General features: G+C 70.1%; 17 protein-coding genes. 3 read left to right on the top strand and 14 right to left on the bottom strand.

Annotated elements, in window-relative coordinates:
• Positions 1 to 426: 426 nt before the first annotated feature.
• The 5 genes from ACFWTE_RS05130 to ACFWTE_RS05110 all read right to left on the bottom strand — a co-directional run bounded on the left by ACFWTE_RS05130 (position 427) and on the right by ACFWTE_RS05110 (position 5268).
• On the bottom strand, positions 427 to 1596 hold the full coding sequence (locus ACFWTE_RS05130) for an acyltransferase (RefSeq protein WP_378778046.1): 1170 nt from the start codon (positions 1594 to 1596) through the stop codon (positions 427 to 429).
• Positions 1593 to 2240: a TetR/AcrR family transcriptional regulator gene (locus ACFWTE_RS05125; protein WP_378778045.1), complete on the bottom strand. Its 648-nt coding sequence runs from the start codon at positions 2238 to 2240 to the stop codon at positions 1593 to 1595. Before ACFWTE_RS05125 ends, ACFWTE_RS05130 begins: the two co-directional genes overlap by 4 nt.
• 375 nt (positions 2241 to 2615) lie before the next feature.
• On the bottom strand, positions 2616 to 3275 hold the full coding sequence (locus tag ACFWTE_RS05120; RefSeq protein WP_378778044.1) for a response regulator: 660 nt from the start codon (positions 3273 to 3275) through the stop codon (positions 2616 to 2618).
• A complete protein-coding gene (locus ACFWTE_RS05115; RefSeq protein WP_378778043.1) occupies positions 3272 to 4435 on the bottom strand; it encodes a sensor histidine kinase in 1164 nt (387 codons plus the stop codon). Before ACFWTE_RS05115 ends, ACFWTE_RS05120 begins: the two co-directional genes overlap by 4 nt.
• Positions 4432 to 5268 carry a CPBP family intramembrane glutamic endopeptidase gene (locus tag ACFWTE_RS05110; protein ID WP_378778042.1) on the bottom strand — a complete coding sequence of 279 codons (837 nt, stop codon included), beginning with the start codon at positions 5266 to 5268 and terminating at the stop codon, positions 4432 to 4434. Before ACFWTE_RS05110 ends, ACFWTE_RS05115 begins: the two co-directional genes overlap by 4 nt.
• Positions 5269 to 5606: 338 nt before the next feature.
• On the opposite strand from ACFWTE_RS05110, the gene ACFWTE_RS05105 reads away from it, so the two are divergent.
• Together ACFWTE_RS05105 and ACFWTE_RS05100 are read left to right on the top strand one after the other, a co-directional pair.
• The gene (locus ACFWTE_RS05105) at positions 5607 to 8435 is read left to right on the top strand and encodes a BTAD domain-containing putative transcriptional regulator (protein ID WP_378778041.1); all 2829 of its coding nucleotides are present in this window, start codon (positions 5607 to 5609) and stop codon (positions 8433 to 8435) included.
• A 551-nt stretch (positions 8436 to 8986) separates the two neighbouring features.
• Entirely contained in the window at positions 8987 to 9874 is an 888-nt protein-coding gene (locus ACFWTE_RS05100) for a glycoside hydrolase family 19 protein (RefSeq protein ID WP_378778040.1), read from the top strand.
• 290 nt (positions 9875 to 10164) lie between these two features.
• Here the strand turns inward: ACFWTE_RS05100 and ACFWTE_RS05095 are convergent, their stop codons facing one another.
• The 9 genes from ACFWTE_RS05095 to ACFWTE_RS05055 all read right to left on the bottom strand — a co-directional run bounded on the left by ACFWTE_RS05095 (position 10165) and on the right by ACFWTE_RS05055 (position 19107).
• Positions 10165 to 11031 (bottom strand): JmjC domain-containing protein, encoded by an 867-nt coding sequence (locus tag ACFWTE_RS05095; RefSeq protein WP_378778039.1) that lies wholly within the window; start codon positions 11029 to 11031, stop codon positions 10165 to 10167.
• A gap of 218 nt (positions 11032 to 11249) precedes the next feature.
• Positions 11250 to 12236 carry a hypothetical protein gene (locus tag ACFWTE_RS05090; protein ID WP_378778038.1) on the bottom strand — a complete coding sequence of 329 codons (987 nt, stop codon included), beginning with the start codon at positions 12234 to 12236 and terminating at the stop codon, positions 11250 to 11252.
• A complete protein-coding gene (locus ACFWTE_RS05085; RefSeq protein WP_378778037.1) occupies positions 12233 to 13600 on the bottom strand; it encodes a radical SAM protein in 1368 nt (455 codons plus the stop codon). The genes ACFWTE_RS05090 and ACFWTE_RS05085 overlap by 4 nt, the downstream gene beginning before the upstream one ends.
• Before the next feature lie 530 nt (positions 13601 to 14130).
• Positions 14131 to 15501, bottom strand: a complete 1371-nt coding sequence (locus tag ACFWTE_RS05080) for a class I adenylate-forming enzyme family protein (protein WP_378778036.1) — start codon at positions 15499 to 15501, stop codon at positions 14131 to 14133.
• A complete protein-coding gene (locus ACFWTE_RS05075) occupies positions 15498 to 16460 on the bottom strand; it encodes an ACP S-malonyltransferase (protein WP_378778035.1) in 963 nt (320 codons plus the stop codon). Before ACFWTE_RS05075 ends, ACFWTE_RS05080 begins: the two co-directional genes overlap by 4 nt.
• The gene (locus ACFWTE_RS05070) at positions 16460 to 17404 is read right to left on the bottom strand and encodes an ACP S-malonyltransferase (RefSeq protein WP_378778034.1); all 945 of its coding nucleotides are present in this window, start codon (positions 17402 to 17404) and stop codon (positions 16460 to 16462) included. The genes ACFWTE_RS05075 and ACFWTE_RS05070 overlap by 1 nt, the downstream gene beginning before the upstream one ends.
• The gene (locus ACFWTE_RS05065) at positions 17401 to 18180 is read right to left on the bottom strand and encodes an SDR family oxidoreductase (RefSeq protein ID WP_378778033.1); all 780 of its coding nucleotides are present in this window, start codon (positions 18178 to 18180) and stop codon (positions 17401 to 17403) included. Before ACFWTE_RS05065 ends, ACFWTE_RS05070 begins: the two co-directional genes overlap by 4 nt.
• 7 nt (positions 18181 to 18187) lie before the next feature.
• Entirely contained in the window at positions 18188 to 18820 is a 633-nt protein-coding gene (locus ACFWTE_RS05060; RefSeq protein WP_378778032.1) for a GNAT family N-acetyltransferase, read from the bottom strand.
• 17 nt (positions 18821 to 18837) lie between these two features.
• On the bottom strand, positions 18838 to 19107 hold the full coding sequence (locus tag ACFWTE_RS05055; RefSeq protein WP_378778031.1) for an acyl carrier protein: 270 nt from the start codon (positions 19105 to 19107) through the stop codon (positions 18838 to 18840).
• 108 nt (positions 19108 to 19215) lie between these two features.
• On the opposite strand from ACFWTE_RS05055, the gene ACFWTE_RS05050 reads away from it, so the two are divergent.
• Positions 19216 to 19467 (top strand): acyl carrier protein, encoded by a 252-nt coding sequence (locus ACFWTE_RS05050; protein ID WP_378778030.1) that lies wholly within the window; start codon positions 19216 to 19218, stop codon positions 19465 to 19467.
• The last annotated feature ends 89 nt before the right edge of the window (positions 19468 to 19556 follow it).

Below are 19556 nucleotides of genomic sequence, written 5' to 3'. Positions count from 1 at the left end.
TTTGTTTGTTTTTTTTTTTTTTTTATTATAATCCTCCCCCCCCCACACATTTGACGGGTGGGGGGGGGGGGTGGTTCTTTGTGTGGCCCCCCCCCCCCCCCCGCCGCCACAGTGCGAACCCGGAGAACGGCGCGGCCTCGGCGAGAGCACAACGGCTGAAGATGTGGTGAATCTGCCGGATCCGCTCGACCACCTCGACGAGGTCGGGCGTGGAGGAGAGGTGCCCCGCACAGCGCGGTGCCCCGCACAGCATTGACGCCTGGACCTGACCCGTCGCGCGGTCGAGGAGCGGGCCTGCCCGCCCCCCTACCTGCGAGGCCCAGAAACGGGAAGCGTTCCCGGTACGGTCGCGCGAGTACGACCACCACCGGTTCCACACCGAGATCAGCGGCCCTCCCGCGTACCCCACCTCTCAGGTCAGTACAGCTAGAGCACGTTCCGGGCACCCGGAAGGGCGCGCACCGCGAACGCCAGCGCCCAGCAGAGTGGTACCGCGAGAACGGCCAGGAGCGCGAACTTCGCCACGGCGGGGGCCTGCACGCCGCTGAACGCGTAGCCCAGCGCGACCAGCACGACCGGGTGGATCACGTAGACGGTGTAGGCGTGCGTCGACAGGAACCGGCGGCGGCGTCCCTGGTGACCGAGGCGCTCCCGGAACAGCACCAGCAGGCCCAGAACGATGCCGACGGCGAGCGTCGAATCACAGGCCGCCATCACCAGGGACTGCCAGGTGCCGTGGCCCAGGAACGCCGTATCCCCGGAAGAGCCGATGGCGAGGAGGAGGATCCCGATCGCGGCGACGGCCGCGGCGGCGAACCCCATGCGGCCGGCCGGTCCGGAGAGGCTCTCCAGCCAGCCCCGCCGGGCCGCGATCAGCCCGATGACGAACAGCGCTGCGTACTGCGGCAGGTAGGCGGGGGTGGGCAGGCCCAGAACCTGTAGAGGGGCGTCCATCGGTAGCACGACGCGCCACAGGTAGGTCACGAGGGCCAGTCCGACGGTGAATCCGACGATCGCGACGGCGCCGGGTGCCCGGCCCGTGACCGGGGCCGAGTCGGACGCGCGCCGCTCCTTGCCGGCCAGGTGTCGCCAGAGGACGTAGAGCGCGCTGAACACGAGCAGCACTTCGACGAACCACATCGGCCCCGGTGTGAACGAGTGCAGGTAGTACTGCCAGTAGGGCAGTTCGGCCCCCTGCTGGGCGGCGACGTCCCTCGCCTCGGTGTAGGCGCCAACGGTCACCAGGGGACGGAGCAACAGCAGCCAGACCAACAGCGGGACCCCCAGGCGCAGTAGCCGTTCCCCGAGGAAGCGCTTGGTTCCCTTGCGGTCATGGGAGCCGGGAACGAAGAGCCCCGAGATGAGGAAGAAGGCGCCCATGAAGAACGTCTGGTTGAGCAGGAGCAGGACGTCCAGGAGCGTTCCCGAGGGGTCGGTCGCCGTCTCTGTGTAGTACCAGCGCGGGATGTTGCTGTAGGCGATGGCGGCGTGGTGGAGCACCACGAGCACCGTCAGGGCGGTACGCAGGTTGTCGACGTGGAGGAGCCGCGGACGGGCGGTGGGTAACGCGGTCGGCCGGTCGGCGGGTCGAGTCATCGGCTCGCCTTCTCTTCAGGGTCTTCGGTACGGGTGGCGTGCTCGAACAGGTCGGCCAGTTCGTCGGCGTGCGCTTCCAGGTCGTGCTCCGGGTAGGTCACCCAGTAGCCGAACATGCCGTCGATCGCGGACTGCACGGTGACGCTCATGACGCGGGGGTCGAACTCGCGGAACTCGCCGGCCTGTTGGCCGCGGCGGAATATCGCCTCCCGCCCTTCGTAGACCTGTTCGTTGAAGGCGACGCCGTAGCGCCGCTCGCCCTCGGAGGTGCGGAGGTTGTTGAAGATCTCCCCGAGAGCGAGCAGCTGGGCGCGGTGGCCCCGCATGTACTCGGCGACCGAGCGGATGCTCGCTCGTAGCGCGCCGGACGCCGTGGTCTCCTTCTCGGTCCGTGGCAGGACGAACTGGGCGATGTCGAGGTAGACCCGCTCGACGATCTGCTCCATCAGCTCGGTCTTGCCGGCGAAGTGGTAGGAGATCACGCTCTTGTTGATGCCGGCGCGTTCGGCGACGCGCGCCAGCGAGGTGTTGGCGTAACCCAGCTCCGAGAAGGTCTCGATGGCGCTCTCGATGATCTGGGCGCGGCGGGCCTCCTCGATGAAGGACGCTCGTTTCTGACCGACCGGCCTGTTTTTTGATTCCATGGACGGAAATTAGCACAAGCGGCCGGATGGCATGGTGTGAACGGTGCGGGGGTTTCGTGTGGGGAAGAAGTTATGGCGCGACGCCGCAGACGAGCCGCTCGACCTGGGGCGTCGTGGGACCGGGGCGGACTGCGCTCGGCCGTTGGGCGCGTGCGAGCACATCGCAGAAGCCTTCGAGGGCCGGCCCGGTCGAACACCCGCCTGATCGACGGACAACCGCACCCAGGTGGTCACCCTGGGCCGGAAGCCGGACGTGAGGGCGGTCTCGGGAGAGTGCCGGGGCACGCGACCGCCCTCTTCACACAGGGCACCTACCAGACGGTGTCCCCGGGGGTGGTGCGGGCAGCGGCCGCGGGGCTTCCGCCCGAGGTCAGCTCAGGTGACCAGCCCATGCCGGTAGGCGTAGACCACCGCCTGGACCCGGTCGCGCAGGTCGAGCTTGGTCAGGATCCTTGAGACGAACGTCTTCACCGTCTCCTGGCTGATGAACAGGGTCGCGGCGATCTCACCGTTGGACAGCCCGTTGGCGATCAGGCGCAGGACCTCCAGCTCACGCGGGGTCAGCGGGACATCGACCGGATCGGCACGGGAGGGCCGGATCCGGGCGGCGAACCTGCCGACCAGCTGGCGGGTGACGTCGGGGTCCAACAACGCCGCCCCGGCGGCCACGGTCCGGATCCCGTGCAGCAACTGGGCCGGGGGCGCGTCCTTGAGCAGGAACCCGCTGGCACCCGCGCGCAGTGCCTCGTAGACGTACTCGTCGAGATCGAACGTCGTGACCACGAGGACCTTGGCGGGGTGTTCCACCCCGGCTCCGGCCAGGCGCCGCGTGGCCTCGATGCCGTCGAGCACGGGCATGCGCACGTCCATCACCACGACGTCGGGGCGCAGCCGCTCGGCGAGCTCGACCGCGGCCTCGCCGTTCCCGCACTCGCCGACGATCTCAAGGTCGGGCTGGGCGTCGATGATGGTGACCAGCCCGGTACGGATCAGCACCTGGTCGTCGCAGACCAGGACCCGGATCGGCACGCTCATGCCCGGCCGCCCGCCGGTGCGCGGGCAGGGATGCGCGCGTCCACGGTGAAGCCCCCGCCCTCGCGCGGACCCGCGGTGAACTCGCCGCCCAGGACCTCGACGCGTTCGCGCAGGCCGACCAGGCCGCGCCTGCTGCCCCCGGGTGGGATGCCCGAAGCCCCGGAACGGTCGGTCGTGACGTTCACGGTGATCTCATCGGGGCGGTGGCGCACGCGGACGGTGGTGGGGCTGCCGTGCGCGTACTTGAGGGCGTTGGTCAGGGACTCCTGCACGACGCGGTGCGCGACGAGGTCCGCGCTGCCGCGAGAGGCGGCCGGGATGCCCTCTTCGGTGAACTCCACCGGCTGCCCGGCCCTGCGGGTGCGCTCCACCATGGACAGCAGTCCTTCGTCGGACCTGGGGACGGAGGTGGAGTGGTCGGGGTTGAGGACGTCGAGCAGGTGGCGCATGTCGGTGATGGCCCGTCGGCCGGTGTCGGTGATCGCGGTCAGGGTCTCGTCCAGCCGATCGGGCGCGGCCGTCAGGTAGCGGGCCGCCTCTGTCTGCACGACCATCGCGGTCACGTGATGGGTCACGACGTCGTGCAGCTCACGGGCGATGCGGGTGCGTTCGGCGGTGCGGGTCGCCTCGGCGACGAGGCGGCGGCGTTCGGCCTCTGCGGCGCGGGTGGACCGCAGCCATGCCCCGGCCCCCCAGGAGAAGGCCAGCGCCGCGTAGAAGATCAGGTACGCGGGCAGGGTCTCGCCCGTGCCGACCTGGGACACCGCGACCGCCAGCACCACGTAGACCGCCGTGCCCACCACCATGGTGGTGCGCCGGTACGAGGACAGGTGTGCGCCGGTGCTCAACAGCGCGATGGGCATCGCGGTACCCGCGACCAGGTGGTAACCGCTCATCTGGTCCAAGACGAAGCCGCAGGCCACCAGGGCCAGGGACAAGGCCGGCCACCGCCGGCGCCCGGCCAGGGGCAGGCACTGCAGGGCGGCCGCGAGCAGCCCCAGGGCGTCGAAGGGGCGGTCCGTCACACCGCCGAACTCGGTCCCGTATCCGTGCGTCGACGGGATGAGGGAGACGGAGAGGAGCAGCAGGGCCAGGGGCAGGTCTCGGAGGGTGACGTCGAGTCGCTGCCACAGGTGGGAAAGCCGCTGAGGCAAGGTCACTGGGGAAGTGTAGTGGTGGCGGCGGGGCGCTCGACACGCCGGCGGACGGGGACGATCCGGCCGCGGCGGCGGGCGATCCACATGAACACCACAGTGGCGATGACGCAGAACACCACGGAGTACATGCTGCCCTCGGGGCCGAACCCGCCACCGGTGATCAGGGTGTGGCCGGACATGGTGGCGTCCAGCAGCCCCGGGGGCGTGCCGCTGCCCGAGACCTCGGTGCCGAAGAGGGCGGATCCGGCGATGTTCCAGCCGAAGTGCAGGCCGATGGGCAGCCACAGGCTGCGGGTGGCGACGTAGGCGGCGGTGAGCATGCCGCCGGCCTCGATGGCGATGGCGAGGGCGCCCCACAGGGTGGCGTGCGGGTTGACCATGTGCACGAGGCCGAAGGCCAGGCCGGTCAGGCCGAGGGAGATCCAGGTGCCGGCGCGCTCCTCGATGACGCGGAACAGCACACCGCGCCACATCAGCTCCTCGGTCACCGCGACGGCGCCCATGAAGCCGACCAGGCCCAGGGCGCTCATCGGAGAGCCCAGGCCGTGGACCTGGTAGCCGCCGAGGAAGGCGATGTTGACGATGACCAGGGCGAACAGGCCGACACCGAGGAGGGTGCCCCAACTGGTGGCGGCGGCGGCGCCCGTCCAGGCCAGCTCGGTCACATCGCGCTTCTCGGTACGGCGCACCACCCACCGGTAGACGAAGATCGAGACCACGACGACCAGGAGGCCCAGGGCCACGGTGAGCCAGGGGTTGTCCTGGACCGCGAAGACCGCTTGTCCACCGAGGAAGGCGACCGCGGCGACGGCCAGGAGCTGCCAGAGAAGTCTCATTGGGGGTCCCTCATCGGATCGGTACGGCCGGGGTGCCGCGACTGGTGAGAACGCTACTGATCAGGGCGGTACGAGGTCGTCACCATGGAGTGGACACCTGCGCGTAGCTCTCCTGGGGGACACGGGCCGGCAGATGAACCGGTGCCGACCGGTCCCGTCCCCCTGCGAACCCGGGAAACACGATCGACCCTCGTCAAGGACTCCGCTGAAAAAGTGCCTGCCACCACGGGCTTTGGAACGATCTTCCGGGAGTACACTCCTTGGATCTAAGGTATTGCTGTGCTCCCGCGTACCAGGCGTATGGGTCGTTCCCTTTCGTTCCAGTCCGGGGAGTGGTGTTGACGGTCGAGATCTCCGTGCTCGGCGACATCGAGACGCGGATCGACGGGCGTGCCGTCGATCTGGGACACGTGCGGCGGCAGTCCGTGTTCATCGCGTTGTTGGCCGACGTCAACCTCCTGGTGCCGGTCGACCGGCTCATCGACCGGGTCTGGGGGCAGCACCCGCCAGACGGGGCCCGGTCGTCGCTGTACAGCTATGTCTCCCGGCTGAGGACCGCCCTGTCCGCGGCCGGCGGTCACGCGGTGGTCAACCGGCGCCCGGGCGGCTATGTCCTCTCCCTGAGCGACGACGTGCTCGGCACGGTCGACCTGTACCGCTTTCGGCAGCTCACCGCCCTGGTACGGGACTCCCCGGCCGAGGAAACCTCCCTCGCGCTCCTGGAGGAGGCGCTCTCCCTGTGGCGGGCCGACGCCTTCGGCGCCCTGGACAGCCCCTGGGTCAACGAGTTCAGGGAGAGCCTGCGCCTGGAGCGCTTCCGGGCGGAACTGGACCGCAACGACCTGCTACTCCGCCAGGGCAGGCAGGCCGAACGCCTGGGCGACTTGCTCTCCCTCACCCAGCTGCACCCGCTCGACGAGCGCCTGGTCGGCCAGCTCATGCTCGCGCTGCACCGGGAGGGGCGCACCGCACAGGCGCTGGAGCACTACGACCGCACCCGCAGAGCGCTCTCCGAAGAGCTGGGCACCGATCCCGGAGCCGAGCTCAGGGACCTCCACCTGAAGATCCTCAACACCGATCCGGTGCTGAACGCCCCTTCGGCGGTGGGCGCCGCCGTCCGGTCGTCCTCGGCGGCGGAGCCCCCGCCCGTGCCCCTGCCGAGCCAGCTCCCCTCTCCACCGCCGCTGCTGGCCGGGCGTGAGAGGGCACTCGCCGCGCTCGACACCGTGCGCGAACCCGGGTCGGCGCCGATCACCGTGGTCTGTGGCCTCGGCGGTGTCGGCAAAACCTCACTGGCCCTGCGGTGGGCGCACGACAACCTGGACCGGTTTCCCGACGGTCAGCTCTACGTGAACCTGCACGGTTTCTCCCCGAGCACCTCCGCCACCAAGCCGCAGACCGCGGTCCACGACTTCCTCATCGCCCTGGGAATGGACAACAAGGCCATTCCGACCAGCGCCGAGGCGCAGGTCGGCCTCTACCGGAGCCTCCTCGCCCGTAAACGGATGCTGATCCTGCTGGACAACGCACGCGACGCCGAACAAGTGCGGCCCATGATCCCCGGCTCCTCCACCTGCGTCGTCGTGGTCACCAGCCGCAACCGGCTCAACGGCCTGGTCGCCACCGAAGGGGCCCGCTCCATCACCCTGGGACCGCTCACCTCCGCCGAAGCACGCCGGCTGTTCGCCGCCCGGACCGGAGAACACCGTGTAGCGGCGGAACCGGAGGCTACGGAGTCCATCATCACCGGATGCGGTCGGTTCCCCCTGGCCCTGGCCGTTGCCGCCGCCCGGGCCGCGGGCGACGCGCACCTGCCGCTCGCCGAACTCGCGTCCGAGCTGCGGGAGGCGGAGACGAGACTGGACGCCCTGGACACGGGCGACCTGGACACCTCCCTGCGCGGCGTCCTGGACACCTCCCACCGCGCGCTGCCCGAGGCCGTAGCACGCATGCTCGGCCTGCTCAGCCTGCTCCCGGGCCAGAATATCGGGCTGACCGCCATCGCGGCGCTCGTCGGGCTCGCACCGTCCCGCGCCAGGTCCCTGCTGCGCACCCTGGAGGCGGCCCACCTCGTCCAGCAGCCGACGTCCGGCCGCTATGAACTGCACGACCTCGTCCGCCTGCACGGGAGGGAACGGGCGGAGGAAGACCTGCCGGAGGAGGACCGACGCGCGGCCCTGCGCTCGCTGGTGGAGTTCTACGTCCACACCACCGCCGCCGCGAACAGTGTCCTGAACCCGCACGAGGTCCCCTCGTCCCTGACGGAGGGTCCATCCGACGGACACCCGCTCACCCCCCGGCTGGTGGACGAGGACGAGGCACTGATGTGGTTCACCGCCGAACGGGCCTGGCTTCCCGCCGTGATCCACCTCGCCGCGGACCTGGGTCTGCACCGCGAGGTCTGGCGCCTGTGCTGGGACAGCAACTCCTACGTCCGCCGCCGCGGACAAGTCGAGGATTTCATCGAGTTCCGCCGCGTCGGGCTCGACTCCGCGACCGATCTGAACGGCCCGGACGCCGTCACGATGCGGGCGATGGCGCACCGGGGCCTGGCCTCCGCCCTGCTTCTGGCCGGACAGCCCGGCAAGGAAGCGCTGGACCACCTCGCCCTCGCCCTGGCCAGTTTCGAGGAGACCGGGGACCTGCTCAACCAGGCGCACACACACCAGGCCTTCGTACTGTCGGCGATCCTCACAGGCGACGAGAGAGGGCTGGAGCCCGCGGAGCGATCCCTGGAGCTGTACCGGAGCGCCGGCCAAACGATGTGGGAGTCCGGAGCGCTCAACAACCTGGGCTGGTTCCTCGCGCGGTTCGGCCGATACGAGCGTGCCCGCGATTGCTGCCTGGAGGCCCTGGAGGCCTCGCGCGCACTCGGCTACAAGGTGGGGGAGGCGGCCTCCCTGGACAGCCTGGGGTACATCTTCACCCACACGGGCCGCCACTCCGAGGCGGTCGAGCACTACCGTCAGGCGCTTCGGGTGCACCGGTCCCTGAAAGACGCCTTCGAGGAGGCGAACACGCTCAGCGGCATCGCCGAGGCCCACCACGCTCTCGGTGAGTCGGACTCCGCCCGTGAGGCCTGGCGGCAGGCCCTGGCCCTCTACCGCGCGCAGCACCGGACGGAACAAGTACGGGAGACCGAGGACAGGCTCGGCGCGTCGTCGTGACGCCTCGACGGCATACGGGGGTGCCGGGCAGGGCATCGCCGGCCGCCCGGGCGATCTCCCGCGAGGCGATGTGCGACGTTCAGCCTGGTTGTGCTTCACGAGTGCAGAGGCGCAGGGAGAGGAAGCCTGGTGGACGCGAGCCCGGAAGGGTCCAAAAAACACGACTCAGCCCCTCTCGGCGACCGCATCGTCGAGCGACTCGCGCCGAAGACCACTGCGCAGGCCATGCCCGTCGGGTGTGGCTGGTAGCTCCGCTGTAGGAACTGGGACTGGTCGTGCCCCGAAACCGTCTGCCTCGGCACGGAGCGCCGCCGGGTCTGCGACGGGACCGGCGGCACCACCTACGGTCCGTGGCAGCACTGGATCTGCGGAGGATCGCGCCCTCAACCCTGAGAGGTGGCCGACGCGTCACCCGCCGGGGACGTTCTGCCACCGAATCTTCACGATCTGTGGTCCAGATCTTGACAGGTCTAGACCAGCTTGCTTAGGTGACAGCACCCCCCCGGCGGCGCGCGGTCGGACGTCGCGCCGCACCCTAGGAGTGTGATCACGTGATCCGACGTCTCCTGAGTCAGCTGGCCGCGCTCGGCGCGCTCGCGGCTGTGCTCGCCGTTCTCCCCGCGACCGTCGCGCAGGCCGCCACCTGTGCTCCCGCCTGGAGTGCCTCCGCTGTCTACACCGGCGGCGGCCAGGCCTCGTACGACGGCCGCAACTACACCGCCAAGTGGTGGACGCAGAACGAGCGTCCCGGCGCCGCTGACGTCTGGACCGACCAGGGTGCCTGCGACAGCGGCGGAGGCGGCGAGGAGCCGAACCCCACCGCATTCGTCGTCACCGAGGCCCAGTTCAACCAGATGTTCCCGAACCGGAACCCCTTCTACACCTACAGCGGGCTCACCGCGGCCCTCAGCTCCTACCCGGCCTTCGCCAACACCGGCAGCGCCCAGGTGAGAAGTCGCGAAGCGGCGGCCTTCCTCGCCAACGTCAGCCACGAGACCGGCGGGCTGGTGTACATCAAGGAGACCAACGAGGCCAACTACCCGCACTACTGCGACTGGAACCAGCCCTTCGGCTGCCCGGCCGGCCAGGCCGCCTACTACGGACGCGGTCCGATCCAGCTCAGCTGGAACTACAACTACAAGGCCGCTGGTGACGCCCTCGGCATCGACCTGCTGAACAACCCCTACCTGGTCGAGCAGGACGCCGCGATCGCCTGGCGGACCGGCCTCTGGTACTGGAACACCCAGACCGGACCCGGCACGATCACGCCGCACAACGCCATCGTCGACGGCCACGGCTTCGGGGAGACGATCCGCTCGATCAACGGCGCGATCGAGTGCAACGGCGGAAACCCGGGGCAGGTCCAGAGCCGCATCAACACGTTCACGGAGTTCACCCAGATCCTCGGCACCACCACCGGATCCAACCTGAGCTGCTGAGCCCCCGGTAAGCCAAGCGCCCGTGGAGCGCATACGAGCGGGGGTGCGCCCGGCCACCGCGGCCGGGAGCACCCCCGCTCCGGTGTTCCGGGCGCGCAGGGCCGGACAGTGAGGGTCCCCAGCGCTCTGGTCCGCCCCCGCGGCCCGGCGGGTCCCGGGGTCCCGCCGGGCCGGGCGGACACGGCGCGACGGCCCAGGCCCGGATACGGGAACGGGGCCGTCGCTGCTCAGAGCCGTTGCTGAACGGGTTGTCGCTGCACAGGGGCGTGCCGCCGTCTCCGGCGGCGCGGTCAGTCCACCGGGGACCGCAGCGCCTCGCGCAGCCGGTCGACGGCCTCGGCCGCCAGGTCCTCGGTGGAGCGTCCGGCGTGGTCGAGGGGCAGGAGTTCCCGCAGGGGCTCCGGCGTCCCCCCGACCTTGAGGTACGACTGGAGGACGTCCCTCCACGTCCGGGGTTTGATCGCGAACGACAGGTGTAGCGACGGTTCGTCCGTCGCGGCCCCGGCGTGCGGATGGCCGCGGGGGATGTAGAGGGTCTGCCCCGGCCGCAGGACCGTCTCCAGCTCGGGATCGAACTCGGGCCGGGAGTCGCCGCAGGGGGTGGCCGGCCACCGGTCGGAGGGGCTGCCGACCGACCAGCTCTTGGATCCGTGGATCTGGCACAGGAGGCCGCTCGCCAGGTCGTAGTGCGAGCGCGCACCCGAGTTCCCCGCGGGGGTCAGGAAGGCCGCGCAGTAGATCCCGAACCCCAGATCCTTCTCAAGGCCGGAGGCCAGCGCGTCCACCTCGGGCACGAGTAGGCGCATCTCCTCGAAGATGATCGTCGCGCCGTCCTCGTAGGCCCTCAGCAGGGCCGCCCTGTCCGCGAAGGGCTCCCGGCCGGGGCCGGGGCGCTCACGGGCCGTGGAGTACTCCTGCTGCGGTACCGGCGCGCCGTCCCGAAGCAGCCGGAAGCACGAGACGGGAAGGCCCGGGGTCCCCAGTAGGGAGAAGGCCCTGTCCAGGGGGAAGGCCCGCGCCACGTCCGCGGACGCCGCCGCGACCGCGGGTGCGCGTTCCCAGTGTTCGAGGAAGGCGTCGATGTCACCGACCAGGCGGCCCAGGGTGGGGCCTTGACTCCTGAGCTCCTGCCGATCGGTCGTTGTCGTGGGTGTCATGCGTTCTCCAGTGGAAGGGTCGGACGCGACCCGGCGTCGACCTCGGCGGGTCATCAGGTGCGCGAGTCGTGGTTGGTCGGTCACAGCAGGGAGGTGCGGGAGGTCGGCCCGAGCCCTGGCCGGGCGTGACCGCTGCCGGCCGCGAGGGAGAGGGCCTCCTTCTCCGCGGTCGACGACGCGGGCAGCCGGTTCTCCGGGGACCTCCACGGAGCGGCAGGTCATGAACCGGTGCCGACACGTGTCCCTCCTCCCCCTCCTCGGGGGCGCTCCTCCTTGTGCCGCCTGGTGGCGCGGTGCATCTGCGGCGGCGCCGACCAGAACGTCTCGATGGGGAGGGAGCCGTCACGCGACCGGACGTCGGCGCGGGCCGGCACGGGGAGGACCTCGAAGGCATCGGCCTCGACGCTCACCAGCCGGTTGTCGAAGGAGAACACGCTGGGCACCCCCCGTGCGGCCAGTTCGCCCGGAACGGTGAAGGAGCGCCCGCTGTTGACGTTGGTGAGCGTCGTGGGCCGCCCGGGGGTCGCGGCGATCAGCCATTCACCGCTGTGCGAGGAGCGGATCGTCGCCGGGACCGTGCCGAGCCCCAGCGTGTAGAGCGTGTCGGGCCGGTCGGTCTCGGTCCGGTGGAAGTGCGCGGTGTCGGGCGAACGCTCGGGGACGGACCAGACCCCGCCGAGCACCTCGTCGTAGCACGCCAGCCGGTGGTTCCCCGTGAAGGACAGCGATGAGGTGTCGGTCCGCGCCGTGCGGGGGCCGAGCTTGTGGACGGTACCGTCCGCGAGGACGCACAGGATCCGGCGGCGGCGGTGCTGCCAGGCCAGGACCAGGGGAGGGGCGCCGAGCCGCTGGGACGACACGGTCCCGGCTGCCGAGAGCAGCGCCAGTTCCGTCTCCGAGGCGGCGGCGACGAGAGTGCCCTCCTGCCCGGCGGCTCCCCCGGGTTCGAGAAGCAGTGAACCGGGTTCGGCCGAGCACACGCTCCGGGCCCCCGCGTCCGGGCTCCACGACCAGACGGTCTCCCCGTCGTGGACCAGGAAGCGCCCCGTCCCGGACCCGGCGTGAACGGCGGTTCCCCGTCCCGCGTCGACGATCTCCCCGGAGCGGGCGGCCCCCAGCTCCATGGCACGGACCAGGCCCCCTGCCGTGGTCCAGGCACACCAGGTGCTGTCGTCGTCCACCGCGATGCCGGACCGGCCGGTCATCGGGTCCCCCTGCTGGCGGCCGCGGTCGTGATGGTGGGACCGATCCAGACCTTCTGGGGCGGGCAGGGCCGCTCACCCTCCTGGATGCGCACGAGGGGGCAGTGCGCGCCCTGGCAGGAGGGCCGGAAGAAGCACGAGCGGCAGCCGGAGTCCTTGGCGTCGTCGTTGTCCACCCAGAGGCTCATCAGCTCCGGGTCCAGCCCCAGGTCGCCGTCGGCGCCGAGCTGTCCCACCGCGTTGCGCGGGTCGCGCAGGGCCACGGTGCACTTGTTGACCAGGCCGTTGGGGCGGATCACGAAGGACCACGGCGAGGCGGCGTAGCAGACGGATCCGTTCGGCTTCAGGAACACGTCGTCGGCCGGGTCCAGGCCCGCGTCCAAGGCGCTCGTGCACAGGCCGAGCTTGGTCATCTCCGCCTGCTTGCCGGAGAAGGCCTCCGAGTCCTCGCCCTGGGGGCCGCCCCAGTCGCCGACCGGCCGGTAGATGACCCGGAACCGCTTGTCGTGCGCGTACAGCCGGCTCATCTCCTCGATGAGCTCGGGCACGTGGACGCTGTTCTCCTCGGTGAAGTTCGTGCGGATGAGGGCGCGGAACACCCGGTCCGTGCGCGACATCTCCGTCAGGTTGGCGACGATCTCGTCGAAGGTCCCGCCGCCGCCCATCAGGAATCGCGAGGAGTCGTGGGTGTGCGCCGGCCCGTCCAGGGTGATCTGGTAGCTGCTGATGCCGAGTTCGGTACAGCGGGCCGCCACCTCGGGGGTCAGGAGCAGACCGTTGGTGGTGATGCCCGCGCTGTACTCGATCCCCTCCTCGGCGCAGAAGTCGAGGAAGAACGTGCTGAGCTCCTCGATCACGTCGAAGGCGACGAGCGGTTCGCCGCCGAACCAGGAGACGGTGAGCTTCTCGATGCCGTGTTCACGGCGGTAGCGCCTGACCAGGGCCTTGACGCCCTCGCGTACACGGGTCGCCATGCGGCCCAGCGCGAAGTCCTCATAGCAGTAGGTGCAGCGGAAGTTGCACGCCTCCGTCGGCATGATGATCAGTTCCAGGCGGTCGGTCCGGTTCTTGCGCCGGTCGCGCAGATCGTCGGCGGCGGCCAGTTCGTCGTGGGACGAGGAGACGAGGAAGCCCTTGGCCACCAGCGTGTCGAACAGGACCTTCTCGTCCGAGTCCGGATCCGGTTCGGAGAGCACGCTCCTACGGTTGTGGAGCAGGGAGTGGACGCGCTCACCGAGCGGGGACCCGACCTTGAAGACGCTTCCCCGCATGGAGTTGTAGAGGACGACCGCGCCGATGTCCTCGGCCTTGGTGACCACGTTGAATCGGGAGGGGCGGAACGTACCGTCGGGAGCCTTGTCGGGCATGGTCGATCCTCTGTTCGCAGAGTCGTACGAGAAGGGCCCCGCGGCGAGGTGCCGGGATCTTCCGGCCTCGCCACGGGGCCTGTGATGCCTTCGGTCGCCGGCCGTTCGGGCCGGGCCAGAGACGCCTGCTAGCAGTTGAAGTCGATGAACGAGACCTCTTCGTCAGCGGCGGACTCGGTGATGATCTCCTCGAACTCCTGCATGGGAAACATTCCTCTCTGAGGTTCAGCGAAATTGAATCGGGAAGTTCAATGTGGCCAACGTCGGGCTTCCCGGGGTAAATCTTTTGTACTTGTGGGGCGAGTTCGCGAACAATGCTCATGGTAGGGCGGCCTATTTTTTCCTGTCAACCCTCTCTGAAATGTTTTTCTATTTGGATTCGGGGCCTTTTTTGGGCAGGCGGAAAAAACCGAGGGCCGCATCTCGGATTTGGCTTTCTGGGCTCCTGGGATATCGCTTCTGAAATTCCTCCTGTCGGCTCTCGCCTTTTTATTGTCCTACGTGTTCTTTACGTTACTCTTCGCGATTGTTCAGGAAGCCGTTCCCGGTGTTTCCCCCGCCGTGACCGACGAGCGCAGCGCGCGGCGGTCGGGCTTGTCGGTCCTCGTGCGGGGGAACTCGTCGAGCAGGTGGATCTCCCGTGGCCTCAGATGCACGGGGAGGTGGTCGCGCAGCGCCGCGCGCACCTGCGCGAGCGCGTCCCCTCGGTGTCTCGGGTCGGCCACCGCGAACCCGACGAGCCGGTCGCCCCTGGCCTTCCCGGTCGGCACCCCCACCACGGCGGCCTCCCTCACGGCCGCGCAGGCGGCCATGACGTCCTCGACGAACCGCGGGGGGAAGGTCTCCCCGTGCACGACCAGGGACTCCTTGATCCTGCCCTCCACGGTCAGGTGGCCGTCCGCCGCGAGGGAACCGCGATCCCCCGTGCGCAGCCACCGGTCCTCGGTGAAGGCGTCGGAGTTCGCCCCGGGATCGTCCAGGTACCCGTCCATCAGGCCAGGGCCGCGGAGGTGGATCTCCCCCGTGTCCGGGTCGATCCGGGCGGAGGAGCCCTTGACGAGGGGACCCACCGTGCCCGGCCGCCAGTCGCCCGGGACCGACTGGGTGACCCACGCGACCGTCTCCGAGAGCCCGTACCCGTCGTGGACCGGGCCGCCGACCAGGTCCACGTAGCCCTCGACCAGGGAGACCGGGAGCACGTCCCCGCCGCACCCCCTGAACCGCAGGTCGCCCAGGGCGGAGGCCAGGTCCCGGTCGTCGCGCGCCGCCGCGAGCAGGGCGGCGTACATCGAGCCGACGCCGTCGAGGGTGGTGAACGCGCCACTGCGGAGCAGACCGGCCACCCGGTCCATGCTCAGCCGTGACTCCACGTGCAGCGCGAACCCGTGCGTCAGCCAGTACTGGACCACCCCCCACCCGTAGGAGTTGAGCAGCGACATCGGCACCAGCATCCGGTCCCCGGGCCCGACCCCGGCATGGGCGGCCACCGTGTGCCGGTGGTAGTCGATCGCACCGCGCGACAGCTCCACGGCCTTGGGCTCACCGCTGCTTCCGGAGGTGTAGAGCAGGGTGTGCGCGGTCTCGGCGAACCCCGGCCGGCCGTCGTCGGCGACGGGCGCGACGGCCGACGGCCCGCCACCCGCCCCGGGCGTGACGACGGCGGCCACGCGCCGGGTGCACCCCATGCGGCGCCACCGCTCACCCTGGCAGAGCACCGGCGACCCCAGGGACTCGGCGGCCAGGGCCGTGAGCACCGCGGTGTAGGCGTCGTCGCGGCCGAGAACCACCCCGTGCCCGGGTCCAGCGCCGGCGGAGGACAGCGCCCGTGTCAGCGCCTCGGTGTCCTCTGTGAGACGGGACCCGGGCACTTCCTCCCCGTCGACGAAGAGCCTGCCCGTCATGTCCGACTCCTTCTCAGAGAGGCCGCGGGCCGGCTGCTCACCCGGGCCGGGCCCGCGCCGGCCGTCGTCAGACCCCGGGCGCGGACGTCGGGCGCCAGGACCGTGACGTCGAAGTGGTCCCTGGTCAGCCGCTCGAACAGGTTTCCGGGACCGATCACGTGGACCCGCCGCACGCCCAGCTCCCGGAGCCGGCCCACCACGAGCGGGAAGTCGACCGGGGTGACGCAGTCCTGGAGCAGCGTGTCGCGCAGGTCCTCGGCCCTGTCCACCAGAACGCCGTCGGAACCGCGGAGGAAGGGGACCCTCGCGTCCCGGAAACGGAACGCCGCGGTGCCCTCGGCCGTCCGGTCCCGGAGCCCGGCGTTGGACGGACTGTGCTCGGCCTGGGGGAAGGTGAGGACGGAGACCCCGCCCCCGGCCCTGACCTCGCGTTCGAGGAGGGGCAGGTGCTCCGCCGACACGTTGAGCAGATGGATGGTGTCGCTGAAGTGGCCGGCGACCTCGGCCCATCCGCCCTCGGACTCGACCCGGGCCCGCAGCTCCGCGAGGCGGTCGTGCCCGACCCGGTACACGAAGTGGGCCACCCTGCCGTGGTCGGCCCCGTTCCACTCCTCCTCGGACGCGGCCACGGCCTCGCCCGCCCGCATCATGTCCGCGAAGGACAGCGCTCCCGCGTAGTGCAGCGCGGGAAGGTGGCCGATGCTCGCCGCCGTGCAGAGGCGGGCGCCCCCCTCCTCCGACCCGACCCGGTCGGCGAGGGCGACGCACGTGACCAGATAGGCCTGCCGGGCTTCGCGGGAGTAGGACTCCGAGGTCCGTGCGAACCGCGGGAGGATGCCCGCGCCCAGCACCTCCTCGGCCTCCTCCAGCCGGGCACGGGCGTAGGGGTCGGTCTCCAGGAAGTCACCGGTCTTGGCGTGCAGCGGCGGGACCGTTCCGCCGAAGAGGACCGCGCTCATCAGCGCTCCGCCGTTTCTCGGACGAAGGACGACGCCTGGTCGAAGCGGACCACGTCCGCCCCCTTCGCGCGGCTGATGAACGTGAAGGACTTGGCGATGAAGTGCCCGGGGCCGACCACGACGAACCGGGTGGTTCCCAGCGCGAGGAGGCGTTCGATGCCCTTGGCCCAGTACACGGTCCGCGTGTACTGGGTGACCAGGGCCTCGCGCACCTCCTCCGCCGTGGTCAGCGGGTGGGAGCCCATGTTGCAGACGAGGGGGACGTCCGGGGTGCGCGTCCGGTCGGCCTGCCCCCACTCGGCGGCGAAGCGGCGTTCGGCGTCCGCCAGCATGGGGGAGTGGCCGGGCGGGCCGTGCGGAATGCGCACGCCGACCCCGCCCGTCTCCGCCGCCAGCTCGTTGACGGCGGTGAGGGCCAGGCCCTCACCGGACACCACCATCTGGTCGTCACCGGTGATGGCGCAGGGTGCCACCTCGAACCCCTGCCCGGTGAGTTCTCCGATCTTCGCGTACACGGCCTGAAGGTCCACGCAGTAGCAGAACGTACTGCCGTAGTCACGTTCGGCGAAGACCTCCTCCTCGATGGTGGCCATGGTCCGTACGGTGCGGGCGGCGTCGGCGAACTCCAGCGCCCCGGCGGCCGCGGCGGCGGTGATCTGCCCCAGGCTGAGCCCGGCCATGTACTCGGCCCCCTCCCTGAGCCGCGCGGGCAGGGACTCGTACAGGGCGACGCCCAGGGCGACCGACATGGGCCGGATGAGGGGCCCCTGGTTGACCAGGTCCGCGTCGGCGGAGTGGAAGGCCCCGACCAGGTCGGCGCCGATCGCCTCGGAGGCGTCCTCCAGCCGTCGGCGGACCCGGGGGAGGGCCTCGTACAGGTCCCGGTAGTCCCCGGGGCGCATCGCCACCTGGGGGTTGAACAGGATGGCCGTCCTCTGTCTCATCTGGTCTTCGCCATCCCCCGGATCACCGACGTCAGCCCGCCGTCCACGACCATGGTCTGTCCGGTCATGTAGCTGGCGCCCTCGCGTGCCAGGAACACGACGGCCTCGGCGATCTCCTCCGGCTCGGCGGGACGCTGCAAAGGGATGCGCTCGTCGACGATGATCTCCAACTGCTCCCTCGGGAACTCCTGGATCATGCCTGTGCCGTCCGAGAGGCCGGGGGCGACCGCGTTGACCCGGACGCCGTGCATGGCGAACTCGGCGGCCAGGGAGGCGGTCAGGCCCGAGAGGCCGGCCTTGCTCGCGCAGTAGGCGCTCAGCCCGCCCTTGCCGACGAGGCCGAGGATGGACGAGACGTTGACGATGGCGCCGGACCGCTGGAGCATCATCGGCAGGGCACAGGCCTTGATGCAGTTGTAGGCGCCCACGAGGTTGGTCTGGATGACGTCGTTCCACCCGTCGGTGGACTCGGTCGAGACGATGGTGCTCGCGGTGCAGATGCCGGCGTTGTTGACCAGGATGTCGATGCTCTTGTGCTCCCGGACCAGGCCCTGCACGGCCTCGGTGACCTCCGCGTAGTCGCGGACGTCGATCTTCACCGCCTGGGCCGTACCGCCGGAGGCGCGGATCTCCTCGGCGGTCTTCTCCGCGACCTCGGAGCGTGAGAGGTAGCCGACGGCGACGCCCGCGCCGAGTTCGGCCAGGCGCAGGCACACCGCGCGGCCGAGGCCGCTGCCGCCGCCGGTGACCAGGGCGAATTTCGAGTCGAGTTCCATGTGCTTCTCACGGCTCCTTCGTGTAGGACCTGGTGATGTCGTCGAGCCGCCGGTTCTGCATGTAGTCCCGTAGCAGCGCGCGGGCCTCGGCCTTGTCCGCGGCCGGTACGGTGTCGCCGAAGAAGGCGTCGCCGGTCATGCCGCTCTCGTCCGCGCCGTAGTACTCGTGCCGCAGGTACGAGGTGACGATCGCGTCGTGGTATTGGCCGTCGAGGAACAAGTAGTCGCGGAGGACCCCTTCGACGACCATTCCGGATTTGACCAGCATCCGGATCACCCGGGCGTTGAAAGCGGCCGTGATGAACTCGATCCGGTGCGCGTTGTGCGCGTGGAACAGTTCGTGGACCAGCAGCCAGGACGCCTCGCCGCCGCACCCGGAGTCCCACAGTTCGCTGTCGCCGATGACGCCGCCGACGGTGTAGCTCCCCGGGTACTTGCGCTGGCGCCACTGCACCAGGCCGACCGGGACGTCCGCGTGCGTGCGGACCATGGCGTACTTCTCGGACCCCGACTCGATGGCCGCGCGGATGCCGGCCGTGCTGGTGAACCGCTGGGAGCCGCCGGTACTGAGGGCGCCGACCATGCCCTTGCGGAACCACTGCGCGACGAGGGGGTACTCGTCCTCCTCGATCGCGGACACACTGACCAGGGCGCCCCTCACTCGGAGCCCCCCGCGCGCCCCGCGAGGAACGCCGCGATGGAGGCGGGGGTGCGGAAGGTCTCGGTCGCGATCTCCGAGACGTCCAGGCCGTACCGCTGCCGGAGGTGGGCGAGGAAGCGCAGGACGTCCATCGAGTCGATGCCATGGACGCACTGCGGGCCGAACAACTCCTCGTCGCCGCCGATGGACTCCGGTTCGGCGTCGATCTCGAAGAGTTCGACGTAGACCTTCTTCACTTCGCTTTCGTAGGACTCGGTCGTGCGCATTTTCAATCCCCTGTCAGTGTGGAGCGCTTGGGCTCGGTGTGTATTCTTCTGCTGGTTGCTGTTCATGGTCGGGAAAGGTTGGAGTGGGCGATGTCAAAGGAATCCGTCGTGACGGAGACAATGGTCCTGGAAATCATTCGGGAGGCCGTTGACGGTGAGGGGGGATATCTCGGAAGGGAGGATCTTCTCCAGGATGTGGGGGTGGACTCCATCGCCGGGTTCGAAATTCGTCTGCTGATCCGGGAACGGTGCGGTGCGCAGGTGTCCGAGGAGGAGTTCGACGGGCTGCGCAGTGTGGGGGACCTGCTGGGCCTGCTCGGTGCCAGGGCGACGCCCGGCAGGGCGGGTGTCCGCGGCTAGGGAGTGTTTTTTGGAGGTCTTCGGGTCGGCGAGCGGCCGTCCAGGCGATCTCTCGCAAGACGATGTGCGAAGTTCAGCCTGGTTGTGCT

It is taken from the genome of Nocardiopsis sp. NPDC058631, assembly GCF_042716955.1.
In the GTDB taxonomy this organism is placed as follows: domain Bacteria; phylum Actinomycetota; class Actinomycetes; order Streptosporangiales; family Streptosporangiaceae; genus Nocardiopsis.
Note: the sequence above shows the minus strand (reverse complement) of the source record. Positions and strands in the feature narration are given on the sequence as shown.